We start from the raw sequence: 17911 nt of genomic DNA, 5'->3' as shown, positions 1-17911 counted from the left end.
GGTCCCCGGGGAACTCACTCCTCCTGGGAAGAAGAGCCCGTGACCACACAACCCTCCGGCCGACGGCCGTCTTCAGGACGCCCCACCGGGCCCCCCTCCGGCCCGCTCTCGGGCGGGCAGCAGGGGACTCCGCCGCCACCACCGCCGTCGGCGCCGCCGGGCGGGCCGGGCGGGCCGGGCGGGTCCGGAGGCCCGGGTCAGGGACCGGCCGGAGGGCCCTGGTGGCGCTCCGTGCCACGCCTCGTCACCGCGCTGGTCGCGGTGGCGGCGGTCGTGGCCCTGGCCGTGGTCCTCACCCGGCCGGGCGGGAAGGCCGACAACGCCGGTGGCGAGGTGTTCCTCCAGCCCGTCGCCTCCTCCGGCCCCGACCCCTTCACGGAGTCCACGGTGGTGAAGGGCGCCCCGCCCCCGCCTGAGAGCCCGCCGCCCTCTCCCCAGGGCACGGTCGGTCCGAGCGCGAGCCCGACCGGGCCGGTGGGCACCAGGAGCGTCAGCGGCTCCGCGCCGGGTGTGTACGGCGGCACCAGGAACGTCGCCAGCTGTGACGTCGAGCAGCTGATCGGATCGCTGGGCGCCGATCCCGCCAAGAACGCGGCCTTCGCCCAGGCACAGGGCATCCAGCCGGCCGCGGTTCCCGGTTACCTCCGCTCCCTCACCTCGGTGCAGCTGCGCATGGACACCCGGGTGACGAACCACAGCTACCGGGACGGCAAGCTCGTCCCCTACCAGGCCGTGCTCCAGGCCGGGACGGCCGTGCTGGTGGACGACCGCGGCGTGCCGCGGGTGCGCTGCGCATGCGGGAACCCGCTCGGTCCGCCGGTGCCGCTCAAGGCCGCCCCGAAGCGCTTCGGGCAGACGTGGCCCTCGTACCAGCCGGCGAAGGTGGTGGCCATCGCACCGGCGCCGACCGTCATCAACAAGATCGTGATCTACGACCACCGTGACCACCGGTGGTACGAGCGCCCCAAGGGCGACCACCAGGGCGGCAAGCCCAAGCCCGACAGGCCGATCCCGCCGCCGCCGGTCCCGACGCCGCCGCTCACGCCGCCCCCGTCGGTGACGACCCCGAACCCGTCCGTGACCTCGCCGAGGCCGACCCGGTCCGGGACGTCCCCGACCCCGAGCACGTCCGTGACGAAGCCGACACCGTCGAAGTCCACGTCCGAGTCGCCGTCGAAGTCTCCTTCGGAGTCCCCGTCGAAGCCGCCCTCGAAGCCGCCGTCGAAGCCGCCCTCGGAGTCACCGAAGAAGACCCCGGCCAAGTCCGAGCCACCTTCGACAGCACCCTCGAAGTCGTCCGACGAGTCGAAGCCGCCCGAGAAGCCGACCTCGGAGCCGCCTTCGAAGCCGGCCTCGGAGCCGCCTTCGAAGCCCGCCTCCGAGCCGCCTTCGAAGCCGCCCGCGCAGTCACCGACGCCGAACTCGGCGCCTGCGACTCCCGCGTCGCCCCCGGCTCCGGCGACTCCCGCGTCTCCGGCGACTCCGGGCTCTCCCGCGCCGCGTCCGCCGACCTCGGCCGCACCCGAGCGTCCGTCCGCTCCGCCGCCGCCGTCCGCACCGAAGCCTTCCGCGCAGAAGCCGTCCGCACCCGAGCGTCCGTCCGCTCCGCCGCCGCCTTCCGCGCAGAAGCCGTCCGCGCCCCCGCCGCCGTCCGCGGCGCAGCCGCCCGCTCCGCAGCCGGAACCGGCCCGGACGGCACCCCAGCCCGAGCCCGAGGGCCCGGCTCAGGAAAGCTGACCGCTCCCCGTCCGTGACAGCGCCTCCTCCCCGAACGGGGGAGGAGGCGCTGTCACGGGGCGTCGCCGCGGCGGACCGGGGATCAGGCCCGGTCGCGGCGGGTGAGGGTGTCACCCGCGACGCCCACCGCGAGGCCGAGGGCGATCATGACGATGTAGCTGTAGATCTCATAGCCGTCGGGGGCGAGGAAACGGAGGAAGCCCATGAAGCGGATCCAGCCGAGCCACTCGTACAGCAGGCCGCTCGCGCCACCGACAGTGAGGATGAAGCACAGCGCACCCGTGACGGTGGCCAGCGGGGACTTCGGGGACTTCGGTGAGGTGGAGGTCATGCTGCGACGTTAGGAGCCGGGCGCCGGGTCGGACATCGGCCTTGGGGCTCCCCCGCTCGTACTTAAGTATCCGGAACGGGCCGCGCAGGCCCGTTCCCGCGCCCGCCCGCGTAGATTTCCGGGGCATGCGCCGTATCCACCGCACTCGCCGGGACTGGGCCGCCGACCTGGCCCTGTTCCTCTTCGCGGCCTGTTTCGCCGCCGTCAGCTCGCAGTCCATCCCGGTCGCGGAGAGCCTCGGCCCGGGCTGGCGGGCCGCCGACCAGGTGGCCGGCGGGCTCGGGTGCGCGGCGGTCCTGCTGCGGCGGCGCGCGCCGGTCCGGCTGGCCGTGGTGCTGCTCCTGGCCGGCAGCGTGGCGCACTACCTGACCGGCCCGGCGATGGTGGCGGTGTTCACGGTGGCCGCGACCCGGCCGTGGAAGGCCACGGCATGGGTGGCGGCCCTGGTCTTCGGCCCGCTGCCCCTCTTCCTGTGGCAGCTGCCGGACATGTCCGAGGAGCGGGCCGGTTCGGCCGTGACGTACTTCGCGCTGATCGCCGGAGCCATCGGCTGGGGGCTGTTCCGGCGGTCCCGGCAGCAGCTCATCGCCTCGCTCCGCGAGCGCGCCGAACTGGCCGAGGCGGACGCGGAGTCGCGGGCCGAGCGGGCCCGGATGGAGGCCAGGGAGGAGATCGCCCGCGAGATGCACGACGTACTCGGCCACCGGCTGTCGCTGCTCAGCCTGCACGCGGGCGCCCTGGAGTTCAATCCCGGCGCTCCGCGGGCGGAGATCGAGCGGGCCGCCGGGGTGATGCGCGAGAGCGCCCACCTGGCGCTGCACGACCTGCGCGAGGTGATCGGCGTACTCCGTGCGGGGCCGGGTACGCGTACGGGCGCGGGGCCCGCCGAGGGCGGCGAGCGCCCGCAGCCGGAGCTGGCGGACCTTCCCCGGCTGGTGGCGGAGGCGAGGGCCGCGGGCGGACGGATCGAGCTGGCCGGACCGCCCGACGGGGCCGTGCCGCCGCCCCTGGTGGGGCGTACGGCGTACCGGATCGTGCAGGAGGCTCTGACCAACGTGCGCAAGCACGCGCCCGGCGCGACCGCCGACGTGCGGGTCACGGGGGGCCCGGGCGACGGGCTGACGGTGGAGGTCGACAACACCCCGCCGCCCGGACCGGATCCGGTCCGGGGCACGGTCCCCGGACCGACCGAAGGCGGCGGGCAGGGGCTGATCGGGCTGGCCGAACGCGCCCGGCTGGCCGGTGGGGAACTGACGGCCCTCCCGGCCGGCGGCGGGTTCCGGGTGCGGGCCTGGCTACCCTGGCAGGGCTGATCCCGGGGACCGGCACGAGACCACGAGACACCAGGCCATCAGGCCACGAAGGCACAGGGCCACGAGGCCACGGGACATGGAAGACGAGGCGCCGGTGATTCGCGTACTGCTGGTCGACGACGACGCGATCGTCCGGGCCGGACTGCGCCTGATGCTGGGCGGAGCCCCGGACATCGAGCTCGTCGCGGAGGCCGCGGACGGCGCGGAGGTGCCCGCCCTGGTCGCCGCGCACGAACCCCACCTGGTGCTCATGGACATCCGGATGCCGGGCGTCGACGGGCTGGCCGCCACCGAGACGCTCCGGGCGCGGCCGGGAGCCCCGGACGTGCTGGTACTGACCACCTTCCACACCGATGCGCACGTCCTGCGGGCTCTGCGGGCCGGAGCGGCCGGGTTCCTCCTCAAGGACACCCCGCCGCAGGAGATCGTGACGGCCATCCGGACGGTGGCCGCCGGGGACCCGGTGCTCTCCCCGGCCGTCACCCGCCGGCTCATCGACCAGGTGGCGGGCGACTCCGGCCGGGACACCCGGGCGACCGCCGCCCGCGCCCGGCTGGCGCTGCTGGCCGAGCGCGAGCGGGACGTGGCCCTGGCGGTCGGGCGGGGCCTGTCCAACGCCGAGATCGGACGGGAGCTCCACCTGGCACTGCCCACGGTGAAGACCCACGTGTCCCGGGTCCTGACCCGGCTCGACCTCAACAACCGGGTCCAGATCGCCCTGTTGGTCCATGACGCGGCCCTGCCCGACAGCGGACGGCGCTGAACCGCCCGGCCGTCGGTGCCTCCGGGGCCGCGGCCGGTCCGCCGCCGGCCGCACTGCCGACGGGCGCCCGCGCCGGCGTGTCGGGCCGGGCACGGAAGGTGTCCGGGCCGCCCGCAGGGACACCGGCGGGCCGGAGTGAGACCCTGGCTGCATGGCCCGTAGGGCAGAGAACTCCGACGTCGGCTGGCCCGCACGGCCGGACACGAGCCTGGCGCTCAATCGCATGGGCACCTTCGACTGGGACCTCGACAGCGGCCGGATGTACCTCGATCCCACCGCCCTCGAGGTGATGGACCTGCGCCCGGACGAGTACGACGGGACCCCCGGCGGGCTCCGGAGCCGCTTGGCGCCCGGTGAGGAGGCCCGGCTCGACACCCGGGTCGCGCAGGCGATCAAGGACCGCCGAAGCCACTACGGGGCCTACGTGCGCAGCCGCCGGCGCGACGGCGAGCCGTCCTGGACCCACATCCAGGGGCACATCCTGCGGGACCCGTCCGGTCGCCCGTACCGCGTGATCGGGATCCTGCGCGACGCCGCCCACGACCCCGGCGAGCCCGGTGCCGCCGGCGAGGAGATCGAGGGGCGGCGCCGGATGACCGGCGTCGTGGAGCGGACCACCGCCATCCTCGCCCACGCCCGCACCGTCAACGACGTGACCGACATCCTCAAGGACCCGCAGGCCCTGGGCCACCTCGGCGCCGTCAGCGTGATGCTGGGCGTCGTCGACGGCGGCCGCATCCACCTGGTCGCGGAGGGGGAGCTCGGCTCGTACGTGCCCGAGATCGAGTACACGCGGATCGATGCGCGGCTCCCGATGAGCGAGGCCGTACGCACCATGCAGTCGGTCTTCCTCGTCTCCCGGGAGGAGTTCCAGCAGCGCTACCCGGACCTGTGGCCGTACATCGAGCCGCTGTCCGTCCGCAGCGGCGTCTACCTCCCGCTGATCGCCCAGGGACGGCCCGTCGGGGCGCTCGGGCTGCTCTACACACGGGACGGCGATTTCACCGCCGAGGAGCGGAACCTGCTGATGGCGCTCGGCAGCGGGGTCGCGCAGAGCCTCCAGCGGGCCATCCTCTTCGAACAGGAGCACGACCTGGCCGAGGGGCTCCAGCGGGCCATGCTGCCCCGCCGGATCCCGGACGTGCCGGGCGCGCGGATCGCCGTACGGTACCGGTCCGCGCGGATGGGCCGGGACATCGGCGGCGACTGGTACGACGTGGTCCCGCTCGGCGAAGGCCGCGTCGGAGTGATGATCGGCGACGTCGAGGGGCACGACACGGACGCGGCCGCCGTCATGGGGCAGCTGCGCATCGTGCTGCGCGCCTACGTCGTCGAGGGGCACACGCCGGGCGCGGCGATGGCCCGTGCCTCGGCCTTCCTGCGCGAACTGGAGACGGAACGGTTCGCGACCTGCACCTACGCCGAGGTGGACCTCACCACCGGGATGGCCCGGATGGTCCGCGCCGGGCACATCGACCCCGTCGTGCGGCGCGGCGACGGCAGCGTCCACCGGGTCCAGGTGGCCGGCGGGCTGCCGCTCGGCCTGCCGCCGCGCGAGGAGCCGGGCACCGGCTCCGGCTACCCCGTCACCAGCCTCGAACTGCACCCGGGGGACACCCTGCTGCTGTGCACCGACGGCCTGATCGAACGGCCCGGCGCCGAGCAGGACGCCGGCATGCGGGAGCTCATGGCGGCGGTCCACAGCGGCCCGATCGACGTGGAGGAACTCGCCGACGTGCTGTGCGACCTGGTCGGCGACTCGGGCGGCGGGGACGACATGGCCATGCTCGTGCTGCGCCGCCGCGGCACCCCCACCGCGCGCGGCGGCGGTCCGCTGCAGCAGCGCCTGGAACCGGGTGACACGAAGGCCCCGGCGCTGGCCCGGCACCTGATCCGGGCGGCGGTGGCCGCCTGGGGAGCGCGGCACCGGGCCGACGAGATCGAACTGGCGGCGGACGAGCTGATGACCAATGCCCTGGTCCACACGGACGGCGGCGGCCACGTCAGCATGCGGCTCACGGCGCAGGGCCGGATCCGGATCGAGGTCGAGGACGGCAGCAGCGCCCTGCCGAGGCGCCGCGAGGCGGGCGACTGGGCGGTCTCGGGGCGCGGGCTGATGCTGGTGGACAGGCTCGCCGACGAGTGGGGCGTGGAGCCCCGGGGCGGCGGGAAGTGCGTGTGGTGCGAGTTCGCCCTGGCCGCCCCGGAGGATGCCGGCTGAGGACCGTCGGTCGCGGGTCGCGGGTCGCGGGTCGCGGGCCGGGCGCCCGGAGCCCGCTGCCGGCCCGCGCCGTCAGAGGCGTACCAGTGTGACCTCGGTGGCCTTCACGCTCGTCCACACCGCGGCGCCGTCCACGATGCCCAGTTCGGCCGCCGCGTCGGGGGTGATCTCGGCGACCAGGTCGGGCGCCTGCGCCGAGGCGATCAGCACGCGCAGCCGGCTGCCGACCGCGGTGATCTCCCGTACGGTGCCCGGCCAGACGTTGCGGGGGCTGCCGCCCGGGCGGTCCCGGTGCACCGAGACCGCCTCCGGAGCGATGATCGCCAGCGCCTTCGCCCCCTCGGGCAGCGTCTCGGCGACCACCAGCCGACCGCCCGCCGCGAGAGCGAGCCCGTCGGCCGACGCGGTGCCAGGCCAGGCGTTGCGCCCCAGCATCCGGGCCACCCACGGGGAACGCGGGTGCCGGGTCACCTCGGCGGGCGGTGCGTCCTGGAGGGCCCGGCCGTGGGCCAGTACGAGGACCCGGTCGGCCAGGGAGACGGCTTCGACGGGGTCGTGGGTGACGATGAGGCAGACCCCGCCGAAGCCGGCGAGGTGGGTGCGCAGGGTGTGCCGTACCCGGGCCCGGGTGGTCTGGTCGAGTGCGGCCAGCGGTTCGTCCAGGAGCAGCAGGCGGGGGCGGGCGGCCAGCGCCCGGGCCAGCGCCACCCGTTGGGCCTGGCCGCCGGACAGCTGCGCGGGCCTGCGGTCGGCGAGGTGCAGGACGCCCAGCCGGTCCAGCCAGGCCTGGGCCTCGCGGCGGGCCTGCGCGCGCGGCACCCCGCGGGCGCGCAGCCCGTACGCGGTGTTGGCCACGGCGGTCAGGTGCGGGAACAGCGCCCCGTCCTGCGGCACCCAGGCCACCTGGCGCTTGTGCGGGGGCAGGGTGGTCACGTCGTCGTCGCCGAGCCGCAGTGCGGCGTGGGCGCGCGGGGTGAGGCCGAGCAGGGCGCGCAGCAGGGTGGTCTTGCCGGCGCCGTTCTCGCCGACCACGGCGATGGTGGTGCCGGGTTCAGCGTCGAGGGTGAGCTCGTTGAAGCCCGTGACCTCGGCGTGCAGGGACCAGCGGCCGCTGTCGTGGGGCAGCGTGGTGTCGCCGCCGTCGGTGATGGTGTCGCCGTCGGAGGCGGGCGGTTCCTCGGGGACCGGAGCCGAGGCGGCCTCGCGGGCCACCGGGGTGCCCGTCCAGCGTCCGCGCAGGGCGATCAGTACGCCCATCGCGATCGCGAGGAGCAGCAGCGAGACGGAGGTGGCGGCCTCGGGCTTGTCCTGCAGCAGCAGGTACACCTGGAGCGGCAGGGTCTGGGTGGTGCCGGGCAGGTTGCCGGCGAAGGTGATGGTCGCCCCGAACTCGCCCAGCGCGCGGGCCCAGGTCAGCGCCGCCCCGGCGATCAGGCCGGGGGTGACCATGGGCAGGGTCACGGTGAAGAACACCCGGACCGGCGAGGCGCCGAGCGAGGCGGCGGTCTCCTCGTAGCTCTGCTTGAGACCGCCGAGGGCGCCTTCGAGGCTGATCACCAGGAACGGCATGGCGACGAAGGTGGCCGCGACGACGGCGCCCGACGTGTGGAACGGCAGGGTGATGCCGAAGGTGCCCTCCAGCCAGGGCCCGAGCAGCCCGCGCCGGCCGAAACCGAGGAGCAGGGCGACACCGCCGACGGTCGGCGGCAGCACCATCGGGAGCAGGACGAGGGAACGGACCAGGGCCTTGCCCTTGAACTCCACGCGGGCCAGCAGCCAGGCGAGCGGTACACCGAGGAGCAGCGAGAAGGCCAGGGCCCACAGGGACACCAGGAGCGAGAGCTTCAGGGCCTCGACCACGCCGGGGCTGGTGAGGTGGGCGCCGAGCTCGCCCCACTGCGTGCGGACGAGGATGCCGATGAGCGGCAGCAGCAGGAACGCGACGGCGAGCAGTGCGGGGAGCGCCAGGGCCAGCGGGGGCCGCGTGCGGGCACGGGTACGGACGCGTATGCCGCCGCGCCGGTCGGCTCGGCTGCTGAGTCTGCTCATGAGGGTTCCTGGCTGGGGTGTCGGCTGCGGGGGAGGCGTAGGCGGCCGGCGGTCGGCGGCGGGTCCGGGGGCCCGTCCGCGAGAACGCCGGGAGGGGCTGCCTGTCCCCCCGGTTCAGGCAGCCCCTCAGGGGGTGTGGGTCGTCCGGCGGTTACGCCTTCTGGAAGCCGGCGTCCTGGAGGATCTTCTGCGCCTCGGGGGAGCTCAGCCAGGCCACGAAGGCGGCCGCGTCCGTGGCGTTCTTGGACTGCTTCAGCGTGGCGGCCGGGTAGGAGGCCACGGCGTTCTGGTCGTCCGGGATTTCGACGGTGACGACCTTGTCGCCGGACTTGGCGGAGTCGGTCTTGTAGACGAGACCGGCGTCGGCCTCACCGAGCTCGACCTTGCTCAGCACGGCACGGACGTTGGGCTCCTGGGAGACCGGCTTCACCTCGATCTTCTGGGCGTCGAGGATCTGCTTGCTGTAGCGGCCGACCGGGACCTCGGGCGCGGCGAGCACGACCTTGATCTTGGTGTCGGCGAGGTCCTTGAGCTCGTCGATCTTGAACGGGTTGGCCTTGGCGGCCGCGATGACCAGACGGTTCTTGGCGATGACGGTGGCGTCACCGGTCTCGGCCTTCAGCCCGTCCATGGTCTTGGTGTCGGCGGTGACCAGCGCGTCGGCCGGGGCACCCTGCTTGACCTGGGCCGCGAGCTCCTGCGAGCCGGCGAAGGAGAAAGTGATCTTCGTGCCGGGGTGGGTCTTCTGGTACTCCTCACCCGCGGTCTTGAAGACGTCGGTGAGGGAGGAGGCCGCCAGCACCGTCAGGTTCACGGCCTTCGGCTCGGGGGTGGTCTCGGGGGCGGCCTTGTCGTCGCTCTTGCCGCCGCAGGCGGCCAGCGGCACGAGCAGGGCGGCGGTCAGCGCGGCGGCGGCGGTACGACGGCGGATCGTGATCGGGGACATGAGCAGATGCTCCTCGGTCGGGTCGGCGGCCGGCTTTCTGCCGGAGCCGCGCGGTGGTGACCCGCGCCGGTGACGGGCGGAGCGGGTGGGGACGTTCGGTGATGCCGAGCGGGTGGTGCGGGGGACCGCGGGCGGGCGGTGGGCGGCGCCGTCCGGATCAGGTGCGGTCGATGTGCACGCTGGTGGACTTCACGCGGGCGGTGGCCTGCATTCCGACCTCCAGCCCGAGCTCCTCGACGGCCTCACGGGTGAGCAGCGAGACCAGGCGGTGGGGACCTGCTTGGATCTCCACCTGGGCGGCCACGTCGCCGAGTTTGACGGCCGTGACGATGCCGGGAAAGGCATTGCGCGCCGAGGTGTACGGTTCCCCGTCCTCGAGGTGGGCGCCCTGGCCCACCTCGACGGAGAAGGCGGCCAGGTCGCGTCCGTCGATCAGGCGTCGGCCGCCTTCGTCGCGATGGGTCACGACCCGGCCGGCGTCGGCCCAGCGGCGGGCGGTGTCCGGGCTGACGCCCAGCAGACGCGCCGCCTGTCCGATGGTGTAGGACTGCATGGGCGACAACGTAGGCGTACGTGTGGCGCATTTGCAATTCTCTTGGCCTGATCTCCATGGCAGATGCCATACTTCTTGGCGCATCCGCCAAAACTCGTTCCGTTCCGCCGCAGCGGGATCGCCAGTGCCGCGGCGAGGTGCCGTGCCGGGCTTCGCAATCCGGTGAACCTTTCGGGCGCCGGCACTAGAGTCGGGGCATGGCTGATGAGGTAACGGGCACGGTACGGGTCGACGCGTGGATCTGGTCCGTGCGCCTGACCAAGACCCGCTCGATCGCGGCGACCGCCTGCCGGGCGGGCCACGTGAAGGTCAACGGGGAGCGCGCCAAGCCGGCGCAGCCCGTGCGCGCGGGGGACGAGGTGCGGCTCTTCCACGCGGGGCGCGAGCGGATCGTCGTCGTCAAGCGGCCCGTGTCCAAGCGGGTCGGCGCCCCGGTCGCCGCCGAATGCCTGATCGACAACAGCCCGCCGCCGCCGACGCCCGTGGAGGCCGCCGTGGTCGGCATCCGCGACCGGGGAGCGGGCCGCCCGACGAAGCGCGAGCGCCGCGAGATCGAAACCCTCCGCGGACGTCCGTAGAGCCGTCCCGGCCAGGGGGTGTCCTGTCGGCCGGGCCGTCCGGTCATGCCGTCCGCGGTCAGGTCTTGCGGTACGTGTACGCGTCGGCGGCGGATGCCGCGACCTCCGCCGGGGGTGCCCCGGTGGACGCGGTCACCACCGCAGCCACCGCGCCCTCGACGAACGGCGCGTCCAACAGCCAGGACCCCGGAGGGAGTTCGTCCTCCATCAACAGGGCCTTCACCGTCAGCACCGAGCTCCCCAGGTCGGCCAGCAGGGCCACTCCGGCGCCCCGGTCCACCGCCCGGGCGGCCGCGACGATCCGCTCCGCGCTCGTGCCGAGCCCGCCGACGGCGGTGCCGCCCGCCGCGGCCACCGGGGCCACGGTCCCGCCGGCCGCCAGCTCGCGCGCCAGATCCGCCACCGCCTCCGCGACCCGAGCGCTGTGCGACACCAGCACGATGCCGACCAGGGCCGGGCCGGCGGCGGATCCGGGGCCGGGCGCCACCACCTGCTCGCCCGTCACCGCGCACCCGCCGATTCCGCCACGTCCGCCAGCGCCCCCAGCAGCAGCGCCGACGAGGTCGCCCCCGGATCCTGGTACCCGATGCTCCGCTCGCCCAGATAGCTGGCCCGCCCCTTGCGCGCCTGCATCGGCACCGTCGCCAGCGCCCCGTTCTCCGCCGCGCTCCCGGCCGCCCGGTACGACGTACCCAGCGCGGCCACCCCCGGCACCAGGGCGTCCAGCATCGTCTTGTCCCCCGGCGCCGCCCCGCCCAGCTGCGCCACCGCCCCGACCCCCTCCGACAGGGCCTCGCGCAACTCCGCGTCCGACACCTCGGCCGACTCCCCGAGCGCCTTGCCCGTGCGCCGCAGCAGCGTCCCGTACAGCGGTCCCGACGCCCCGCCGACCGTCGAGATCAGCGTCCTCCCGGCCAGCTGGAGCACCGCGCCCGGCGCCGCCGCCGACGGCTCCGCCTCCAGGGCGGCGAGCACGGCCGTGAACCCCCGCAGCAGATTGCTCCCGTGGTCGGCGTCGCCGATGGGGGAGTCGAGCTCCGTCAGCCGGTCCGCCTCCCGCTCCACCGCGGCCGCGGCGGCCGCCATCCAGCGCCGGAAGAACTCTGCGTCACGCACCGGATCTCCTCGCCTCGCACCCGTCTGGCCAGTCCCACCGACACCATACGTTTCACAGACCCCAGCGCAGCGCCGCGGTCCGGACGGGCGCGTCCCACAGCCGCAGCAGCTCCTCGTCGGCCCGGCACAGCGTCACCGAACACCCGGCCATGTCCAGCGACGTGACGTAGTTCCCGACGAGCGCCCGCGCCACCGGCACCCCGCGCTCGGCCAGCACCCGCGCCACCTCCGCGTGGAACCCGTACAGCTCCAGCAGCGGTGTCGCCCCCATCCCGTTGACCAGGGCCAGCACCGGCCCGTCGGCCGGACCGATCTGCGCCAGCTCCTCCAGTACGGCGCCCACCGCGACCTCCGCGATCTCCCGCGCCGACATCATCGGGCGCCGCTCCCGGCCCGGTTCGCCGTGGATGCCGATGCCCAACTCCAGCTCCCCGTCCGGCAGGTCGAAGGTCGGGCTGCCCTTCGCGGGAGTGGTGCACGCGCTCAGCGCCACCCCGAAACTCCGCGAGCACGCGTCGACCCGCCGGGCGAGCGCGGCGACCCGCTCCAGCGGCGCCCCCTCCTCGGCGGCCGCCCCGGCGATCTTCTCGACGAACAGGGTGGCCCCGGTACCGCGTCGACCCGCGGTGAACAGGCTGTCGGTCACCGCGACGTCGTCGTCGACCAGGACGCGCTCGATCCGCAGGCCGTCCTCCTCGGCGAGCTCGGCCGCCATCTCGAAGTTCAGCACGTCCCCGGTGTAGTTCTTGACGACGAACAGCACCCCCTGGCCGGAGTCCACCGCCGCGGCCGCCCGCACCATCTGGTCGGGCACCGGCGAGGTGAACACCTCCCCGGGACATGCGGCCGACAGCATCCCGTACCCCACGAACCCGGCGTGCAGCGGCTCGTGCCCGGACCCGCCCCCGGACACCACTCCGACCCGCCCGCCCGACCGCGCGTCCCGCCGTACGACCACCCGCCGCTCCACGTCGACGTCCAGCTCGGGATGGGCGGCCGCCATCCCGCGCAGGGCGTCGGCGACCACGGTCTGCGGGCTGTTGATCAGCATTCTCACGGATATCTCCCGGCGAGGTTGACAGGTGACTCTCTGAGCAGTGTCTTCGCAGCTCAGAGTGGGTAGACCCGGATGTTGGTCTCGGTGGTCCCCGGCGTCTGGAAGCGGGTTCCGGCGGTACTGGTGCGACCTCTTGCCGACTTCTGCGGCGACCCGTCAGGCGACATGCCGACTGCACACCGCTCACGTCGACGGTAGGGGAGCCCGCCCCGCAGCGACAGGCAGACGGGGGTCTCGGGCGTGGCACCGGGCCCAGGCCGCCCTCCAGGCGAGTTCGTCGTGGCCGTCCTGCTCGGACACGCTCATGGCACAAGGGGCCATTCCCACGGTTCGCTCACCGTCCCGTCCGAGGTCAGGCCATATTGCATGTACGCCTCCTCGGATCCGTTCCGCAGACGCGCCAGCGACATCACTGCTGCCTCCGCTCCGGTGTCGGCGGCCATCCGGTACAGCTGTTCGGCGCGTTCGCGGTTGCCGGCCGCCTCCTGTAGCCGGGCCATGCATGCGAGGGCCTTCTCGTCTCCGGCATTGGCAGCCTGCCAGTAGAGGCGCTCCGCTTCCGTAGGGTCCAGAGCCGCCTCCCGCAGGCCGGCCAGCAGGCGGAGCGCGGTGACGTCCCCCGCAGCCGCGGCCCTGCGGAAGCAGGACTCGGCCTTCTTCAGATCGCCGGCCCTCTTCCACATGGCCGCGAGCAGGAACCAGGCACGGTCGTCGCCGGCCGAGGCAGCTTGCGCGTAGAGCTGTTCCGCCCGCTCGCGATTGCCTGCTCGGCCCAGCATGAAGGCCACGCCGAGCAAAGCCCCGGTGTTTCCGGCATCGGCGAACAGGCGGAGCTGCCGGTCCGCCTCTTCCTGCTGCCCGGTTTCCTCCCACAGGCAGACCAGCTGGTTGAGCGCGTCCGCGTTGCCGGCGTCGTATGCCTGCCGATAGAGGTCGGCGGCCTCCTGCACACGGCCCTCGTTCCACCGCATGCGGGCCATGGGGATCAGCACGTCGGTGTCTCCCGACCGGAGGGCACGCTCGTACGCTGCCCAGGCCCTGTCGGGCTCCCCGGCGCTTTCCCACATGAGTCCCGCGTAGGCGAGTGCGTCCGGATCGCCTGCCGCGGCAACCTGCAGGTAGAGCTGTTCGGTCTCTTCCCACATCCATGCGTCCTCCCACATCGATGCCAAGTGGAGGAGTGCGTCGGTGTTCCCTGCGCCGGCAGCCAGCCGGTAGAGCCTTTCGGCCTCCTCGATGTCCAAGGCCTCCTCCCGCATGTGGCCCAGGCGGATCAGGGCGTAGGGCTCTCCGGCGTCGGCGGCGGCGCCGTACAGCTGCGCGGCGTGGAAGTACCTGGCCCGCTTTTGCGCCGCATCACCGAGACGGAGCAGCCCTTCGGGGGCGGTGAGGTGCTCGCGTGCCGCGTTCCAGAACGAATCGGGCGGGCAGAGGAACCGGCGGGCGCGGCGTCCGTAGTGCTGGAGGTAGTCCGCGAGGCGTGCCGTGCCGGGCAGCTTTCCCATGCCGGTGGGGTGGGGGACGTCCTGCAGGGGGCTGGTGGTGTGCTTGATCAGGGTTCGGGCGCGGGCCAGGGCGTGGCCGCACCAGTCGGGACCCGCAGCGGCACGTTCGCCGTCGGTCAGGTAGCCGGCGGCGGCCGCTTCGAGGAAGGCCAGGGGGAGAGGGCCGAGCACACCGAGTCGATGGGCATCCATCGCGGCGCTGATCAGCGCATTGCCGTAGGGGCCGTGAGGTCCGGCGGGCTGCTCGAAGTGTCGTACGAGGTCCGGTGCGGCAGCGAGCACCTGGGTGAGCTCGCAGGAACCGGCCGCCACGGCCTCGGCCAGCGAAGGGTCCCAGGCGGCGCCGGCCCGCGCCGCGTCGAGATCCTCGGCGAACGTCCGTGGCAGGTCGACCCATTGGGCTTGGGCGAGCAGGGCCCGAGCATGGCGGTGGACGTCTTCGAAGTGCGGCGCCGGGCGGGTGAGCGCTTCCGCGTACTCGGGCCACAGCGTGGCGATCACGAGGAGCGGTCCGTCGCCGTCCAGCCGCCGCTGTAATGCGGCCGCCACCGCCTCACCTTGGGGACCGGCGAGGTGGTGCTGGGCCTCGTTGAGCCAGAGCACGCTCCGCGGGGGAAGGGCATCGGCCGCCAGTACCGCGAGCAGGCTGTCGGCGTCGCCCGGAAAAGCCAGGTCGAAGCTGTCCGGGACGGCCTCCTGGAGGGCCTCGTAGGCGGTGCGGGACTTTCCCGTGCAGGACGATCCCTGCACGACCACCAGGACCGGGTCCGCCCCGTCGGTGACGGCCGCGGCAAGGAGGCGGTGCAATCGCACGTCGTGACGCCGCGGCACGTAGCGGGGCAGGACGAACGCGGCGCCGTGCGCCCCTGCGTGCCCGCGACCGGGGATCGCCGGATGGACACCCAACCGGCCCGCAGACCAGGACCTGACCGGGCGGGGCCGATCCGTCAGCGCTGCCTGGCGGGCCCGAAGCGCGTCGCGCTCTGACGCGGCCTGGGCTTGCCGGCCTTCCGCGTCCCGTCGGGAACGCTCACTCCGGTGCGCACGCTCCGTTTCGAAGGCCGCACGCCAACGCCTCTCGTCGAGCAGCTCGGCGACGGTGTCCTCACCCGAGGCGTCGACCCGGGTTGCCAGGAGTCCCCTGCGGGCCGCTTCGGCCCGGATCCCACCGAGGACGGCCAGCAGCGTATCGATGCGCTGCGGAAGCTGCCGGCCGTCCAGCCACGCACCCGGCGTCCCGTGGGACACCCCTGCGGTCCGCGCGAGACGGCGGTCCGAGGGCTCGCCGCCCAGCCGATGGCGCTTGAGCGCGCCGACCCGCCGCAACTGCGAGGACAGATCCTCCATCCGGCCCGCCCCCGTCTCCCGTTGCCATCGCCGACCGGACGGACCGTCGCGAACAGCCGCCACCGGACATCCGAAGCCTAGGACCCCTGTCGGCGAGAACGCACCCGAGCCGTCCGATTCCCTGCGGGAGGCAGCCGGACACCCCTCCCGACGGGCAACGTGCCTCCCGACCGAGCCCTCACCAAGCAGGGGGTACCGACCGAATGGGACACCTGATGGCTGCCACTCAGCTCCTGTCGCTTCTCCTGGCCCTGTCCGCGGCGCTCCACGTCGGCAGCGCTGCGGCCTTCACCGCCTGGCGTGCCGGCACTCCTCCCGCGCTCGCCCTCCTCCTCGGCGGTGGAGCCACCGGCAGTGCCTGTGCCCTCTACATCGCCGCGGTGAGCGCCTACCGCTGACGGACCGATGGCGTACGCCTCGGCGCCCACCACGTCCGCGCCACGGGCCGGCCGGAGGACCGGCTGCTTCGCCGCGACCTCATCCGGGTCGAGGCGGCCCGACTCCAGCGGTTCTACGACGAACACCGCATCAGCGACACCACCCACCGCCGTCCGGCGACGACAGGGATCCGGGACCGTTCCGTGCGAGTCACGAGGGCGTGGAGTATCGGTCTGCCCGGCGCAACTCTCCTGCTGCCAGGACGACATATGCAGCACTGATCAAGAGCACGCCGGGGATGGCGAGCATGCTGCGCTGATCGCTCTCCAGGACAGCCTGGTATTGACCCTGGGAGATCTCGACCGTGCCGCGTGCGAGCGGCGTGGCGTCGAAGGCGAGGTACCGGCCGTCCTTCACCTCGGCAGCCTGCAGGTTCCCCTCCCCGGCCGCGCTGATGACCGTGATCCCCACACCCGACATGGCCAACGCCGCAAGCCCCATCTGCGCCTTGCGGGGAAGGCACCTGAACGCCAGCCATACCGTGTGCCGGTCCGCGCGCGTCAGGAACATACGCACCAGGGCGGATACGAAGATCGGGAAGAGCAGCACGGCAATCGCCGCCATCGGCCACCCGGACACCGGCAGCGGCAAGGTCCCGGGCAGCCAGGTGAGCGCGGCCAGCACCAACAGCGCGGCGCCCAGCGCAGCCGCGACACCGCCATGGCATTTGAATGTCCAATTCACGCCCGCAGCCTGACACAGATGCCGTGGTCTTCGCGCGCTGCGTGACGAGGGGCTGCTGGAGTTCCGGCGCGGGCGCGGTGTGACCGTGGCCGAGGGGGCGGACCAGCGGTCGGTGCTGCTCGACCGCCTGCGCGAACTGGTCGGTGATGCAGCGCATCTGGGGTACGGCGTGACCGAGGGGACGGAGCGGAAGCGCCGGGGTGCGGTGGGGAGTTGGAGTCTGGGCCGCGGCGATCAGGGCCGTTGGTCGTCGTGCTCGGTCGGTGGGGTGGGGGAGCGACCGCCGGGCTGTTGTCCGGCGGGGTCGGTCTGCGGCGTCGCGCGTGGTCGTGAGCGGTCCGAGCATGGAGACTCCGGCCGGCGAGAGGTTCGTGCGCCACCCTGCAGGCGCGTGTCACCGAGAAGGGCCTGCGCGTGGCCTTCGATCGGGTCGGCTGGCCGGTGCGGCGCTGGTCCGCCCAGGACATCGAATCGGCGCGTGCCGAAAGCCGTACCCCCGGCCAGGTGGTACCGGCTGAGTGGGCTGGGCACGACGGTCATGCTCCGCAGCGGCGAGTGCCTGGTGATCCACCCCCGGCGGGGGCGCGAGTTCGCGGTGAGCATGGACGACGCCGAACGCGGGGCCGCCCTGCTGAGCGCCCTGAGTGCGCAGCGCACCCGCTGAGCCGCCTGCGGCCCCGGCTCACACGTGGACCGGGGCCGGCCGGGTCCTGCGCACCAGGGCGCGGCCGGTGGCGTGGTGGAGGTATTCGCGGGTCAGCCGGAAGCCGGCCGTCCAGGCGAGAAGCCTGCTGGGCCGGTTGTCGCGCGAGCAGCACCAGCTTGCCGTGTGTCCCCGTGCCCGGATGTCGGCCGTCAGTCCGGCGACGCAGGCCAGTGCGAGACGTTCGGGGCGGCGATCGGGCGCGGTGACGACCGCGATGTCCTCGTAGGCGCTGCCGAGGAAGTAGGCGCAGGCGACGGAGCGGATCCGGCCCTTGGCGAAGGCGGCCCAGGCATGGCCTGAGGCGGCGAGCCCGGCGGGTCCACCCCAACTGGCGTGAATCCAGGCGTTCTCGGAGTGCAGATCGGCCAGCGCCGGAACGTCCTCGGTCATCAACTCTCCCCGGTGGTGCGTGGGTTGTTGTGCCGGGGAGCGGTGCGCTCCCGTGCCGGCGCCGGGCGGGAGCGGCCGCCCGCTATGCGGGTGGGGGCGGGCGGCCGCGGATCGGGAACGGTGCGTCAGCGCACCGGCAGGTGAGCAGCGCGCGGGGCCGGGCGCACCGTATGCGGT

15 protein-coding genes and 3 pseudogenes are annotated in these 17911 nt (G+C 73.8%); 8 read left to right on the top strand and 10 right to left on the bottom strand.

The window, feature by feature from the left end; all coding sequences use genetic code 11:
* Positions 1-39 precede the first annotated feature (39 nt).
* Positions 40-1305 (top strand): annotated as a pseudogene (locus tag JYK04_RS07155) (DUF6777 domain-containing protein); the annotation flags it as partial.
* Between the two features lie 514 nt (positions 1306-1819).
* Here JYK04_RS07155 and JYK04_RS07150 read toward each other — a convergent pair.
* Positions 1820-2068 carry a hypothetical protein gene (locus tag JYK04_RS07150; protein WP_189734055.1) on the bottom strand — a complete coding sequence of 83 codons (249 nt, stop codon included), beginning with the start codon at positions 2066-2068 and terminating at the stop codon, positions 1820-1822.
* Positions 2069-2193: 125 nt separating this feature from the next.
* Here JYK04_RS07150 and JYK04_RS07145 point away from each other — a divergent pair, with 125 nt between their 5' ends.
* The 3 genes from JYK04_RS07145 to JYK04_RS07135 all read left to right on the top strand — a co-directional run bounded on the left by JYK04_RS07145 (position 2194) and on the right by JYK04_RS07135 (position 6365).
* Positions 2194-3381 carry a sensor histidine kinase gene (locus JYK04_RS07145; protein ID WP_189734053.1) on the top strand — a complete coding sequence of 396 codons (1188 nt, stop codon included), beginning with the start codon at positions 2194-2196 and terminating at the stop codon, positions 3379-3381.
* Positions 3382-3457: 76 nt separating this feature from the next.
* Positions 3458-4144 (top strand): response regulator transcription factor, encoded by a 687-nt coding sequence (locus JYK04_RS07140; protein ID WP_189734051.1) that lies wholly within the window; start codon positions 3458-3460, stop codon positions 4142-4144.
* Between the two features lie 151 nt (positions 4145-4295).
* Complete coding sequence (locus tag JYK04_RS07135) at positions 4296-6365, top strand: SpoIIE family protein phosphatase (RefSeq protein ID WP_189734049.1); 2070 nt, start codon at positions 4296-4298, stop codon at positions 6363-6365.
* Between the two features lie 72 nt (positions 6366-6437).
* Here the strand turns inward: JYK04_RS07135 and JYK04_RS07130 are convergent, their stop codons facing one another.
* From JYK04_RS07130 to JYK04_RS07120, 3 genes are all read right to left on the bottom strand, one after another.
* On the bottom strand, positions 6438-8414 hold the full coding sequence (locus tag JYK04_RS07130; protein ID WP_189734047.1) for an ABC transporter permease: 1977 nt from the start codon (positions 8412-8414) through the stop codon (positions 6438-6440).
* Positions 8415-8565: 151 nt separating this feature from the next.
* Complete coding sequence (gene modA / locus JYK04_RS07125) at positions 8566-9360, bottom strand: molybdate ABC transporter substrate-binding protein (protein WP_189734042.1); 795 nt, start codon at positions 9358-9360, stop codon at positions 8566-8568.
* A gap of 157 nt (positions 9361-9517) precedes the next feature.
* Positions 9518-9913, bottom strand: a complete 396-nt coding sequence (locus JYK04_RS07120; RefSeq protein ID WP_030730138.1) for a TOBE domain-containing protein — start codon at positions 9911-9913, stop codon at positions 9518-9520.
* Between the two features lie 197 nt (positions 9914-10110).
* Here JYK04_RS07120 and JYK04_RS07115 point away from each other — a divergent pair, with 197 nt between their 5' ends.
* A complete protein-coding gene (locus JYK04_RS07115; protein ID WP_189734040.1) occupies positions 10111-10491 on the top strand; it encodes an RNA-binding S4 domain-containing protein in 381 nt (126 codons plus the stop codon).
* 58 nt (positions 10492-10549) lie between these two features.
* Here JYK04_RS07115 and JYK04_RS07110 read toward each other — a convergent pair whose 3' ends face one another.
* The 4 genes from JYK04_RS07110 to JYK04_RS07095 form a co-directional block, all read right to left on the bottom strand.
* On the bottom strand, positions 10550-10996 hold the full coding sequence (locus tag JYK04_RS07110) for a PTS-dependent dihydroxyacetone kinase phosphotransferase subunit DhaM (RefSeq protein WP_229875033.1): 447 nt from the start codon (positions 10994-10996) through the stop codon (positions 10550-10552).
* A complete protein-coding gene (gene dhaL / locus JYK04_RS07105; RefSeq protein WP_189734038.1) occupies positions 10993-11607 on the bottom strand; it encodes a dihydroxyacetone kinase subunit DhaL in 615 nt (204 codons plus the stop codon). The genes JYK04_RS07110 and dhaL overlap by 4 nt, the downstream gene beginning before the upstream one ends.
* Positions 11608-11659: 52 nt before the next feature.
* A complete protein-coding gene (gene dhaK, locus JYK04_RS07100) occupies positions 11660-12664 on the bottom strand; it encodes a dihydroxyacetone kinase subunit DhaK (protein WP_229875032.1) in 1005 nt (334 codons plus the stop codon).
* A gap of 302 nt (positions 12665-12966) precedes the next feature.
* Entirely contained in the window at positions 12967-15516 is a 2550-nt protein-coding gene (locus tag JYK04_RS07095) for a tetratricopeptide repeat protein (RefSeq protein ID WP_189734035.1), read from the bottom strand.
* Positions 15517-15731: 215 nt separating this feature from the next.
* On the opposite strand from JYK04_RS07095, the gene JYK04_RS07090 reads away from it, so the two are divergent.
* Positions 15732-15914, top strand: coding sequence for a hypothetical protein (locus JYK04_RS07090; RefSeq protein ID WP_189734034.1), 183 nt, complete (start codon positions 15732-15734; stop codon positions 15912-15914).
* Between the two features lie 190 nt (positions 15915-16104).
* Here JYK04_RS07090 and JYK04_RS07085 read toward each other — a convergent pair whose 3' ends face one another.
* Positions 16105-16638, bottom strand: a complete 534-nt coding sequence (locus JYK04_RS07085; protein ID WP_189734033.1) for a hypothetical protein — start codon at positions 16636-16638, stop codon at positions 16105-16107.
* Positions 16639-16660: 22 nt separating this feature from the next.
* Between JYK04_RS07085 and JYK04_RS41070 the strand changes: the two are divergent.
* Both JYK04_RS41070 and JYK04_RS07080 read left to right on the top strand, forming a co-directional pair.
* A pseudogene (locus JYK04_RS41070) lies at positions 16661-16816 on the top strand (GntR family transcriptional regulator); the annotation flags it as partial.
* A gap of 197 nt (positions 16817-17013) precedes the next feature.
* Positions 17014-17302: pseudogene (locus JYK04_RS07080) on the top strand (DUF1648 domain-containing protein); the annotation flags it as partial.
* Between the two features lie 18 nt (positions 17303-17320).
* Here the strand turns inward: JYK04_RS07080 and JYK04_RS07075 are convergent.
* Complete coding sequence (locus JYK04_RS07075; RefSeq protein WP_308430986.1) at positions 17321-17734, bottom strand: GNAT family N-acetyltransferase; 414 nt, start codon at positions 17732-17734, stop codon at positions 17321-17323.
* Positions 17735-17911: the final 177 nt, after the last annotated feature.

Origin of the sequence: Streptomyces nojiriensis, assembly GCF_017639205.1 — a bacterium.
Classification (GTDB): Bacteria; Actinomycetota; Actinomycetes; order Streptomycetales; family Streptomycetaceae; genus Streptomyces; species Streptomyces nojiriensis.
Note: the sequence above shows the minus strand (reverse complement) of the source record. Positions and strands in the feature narration are given on the sequence as shown.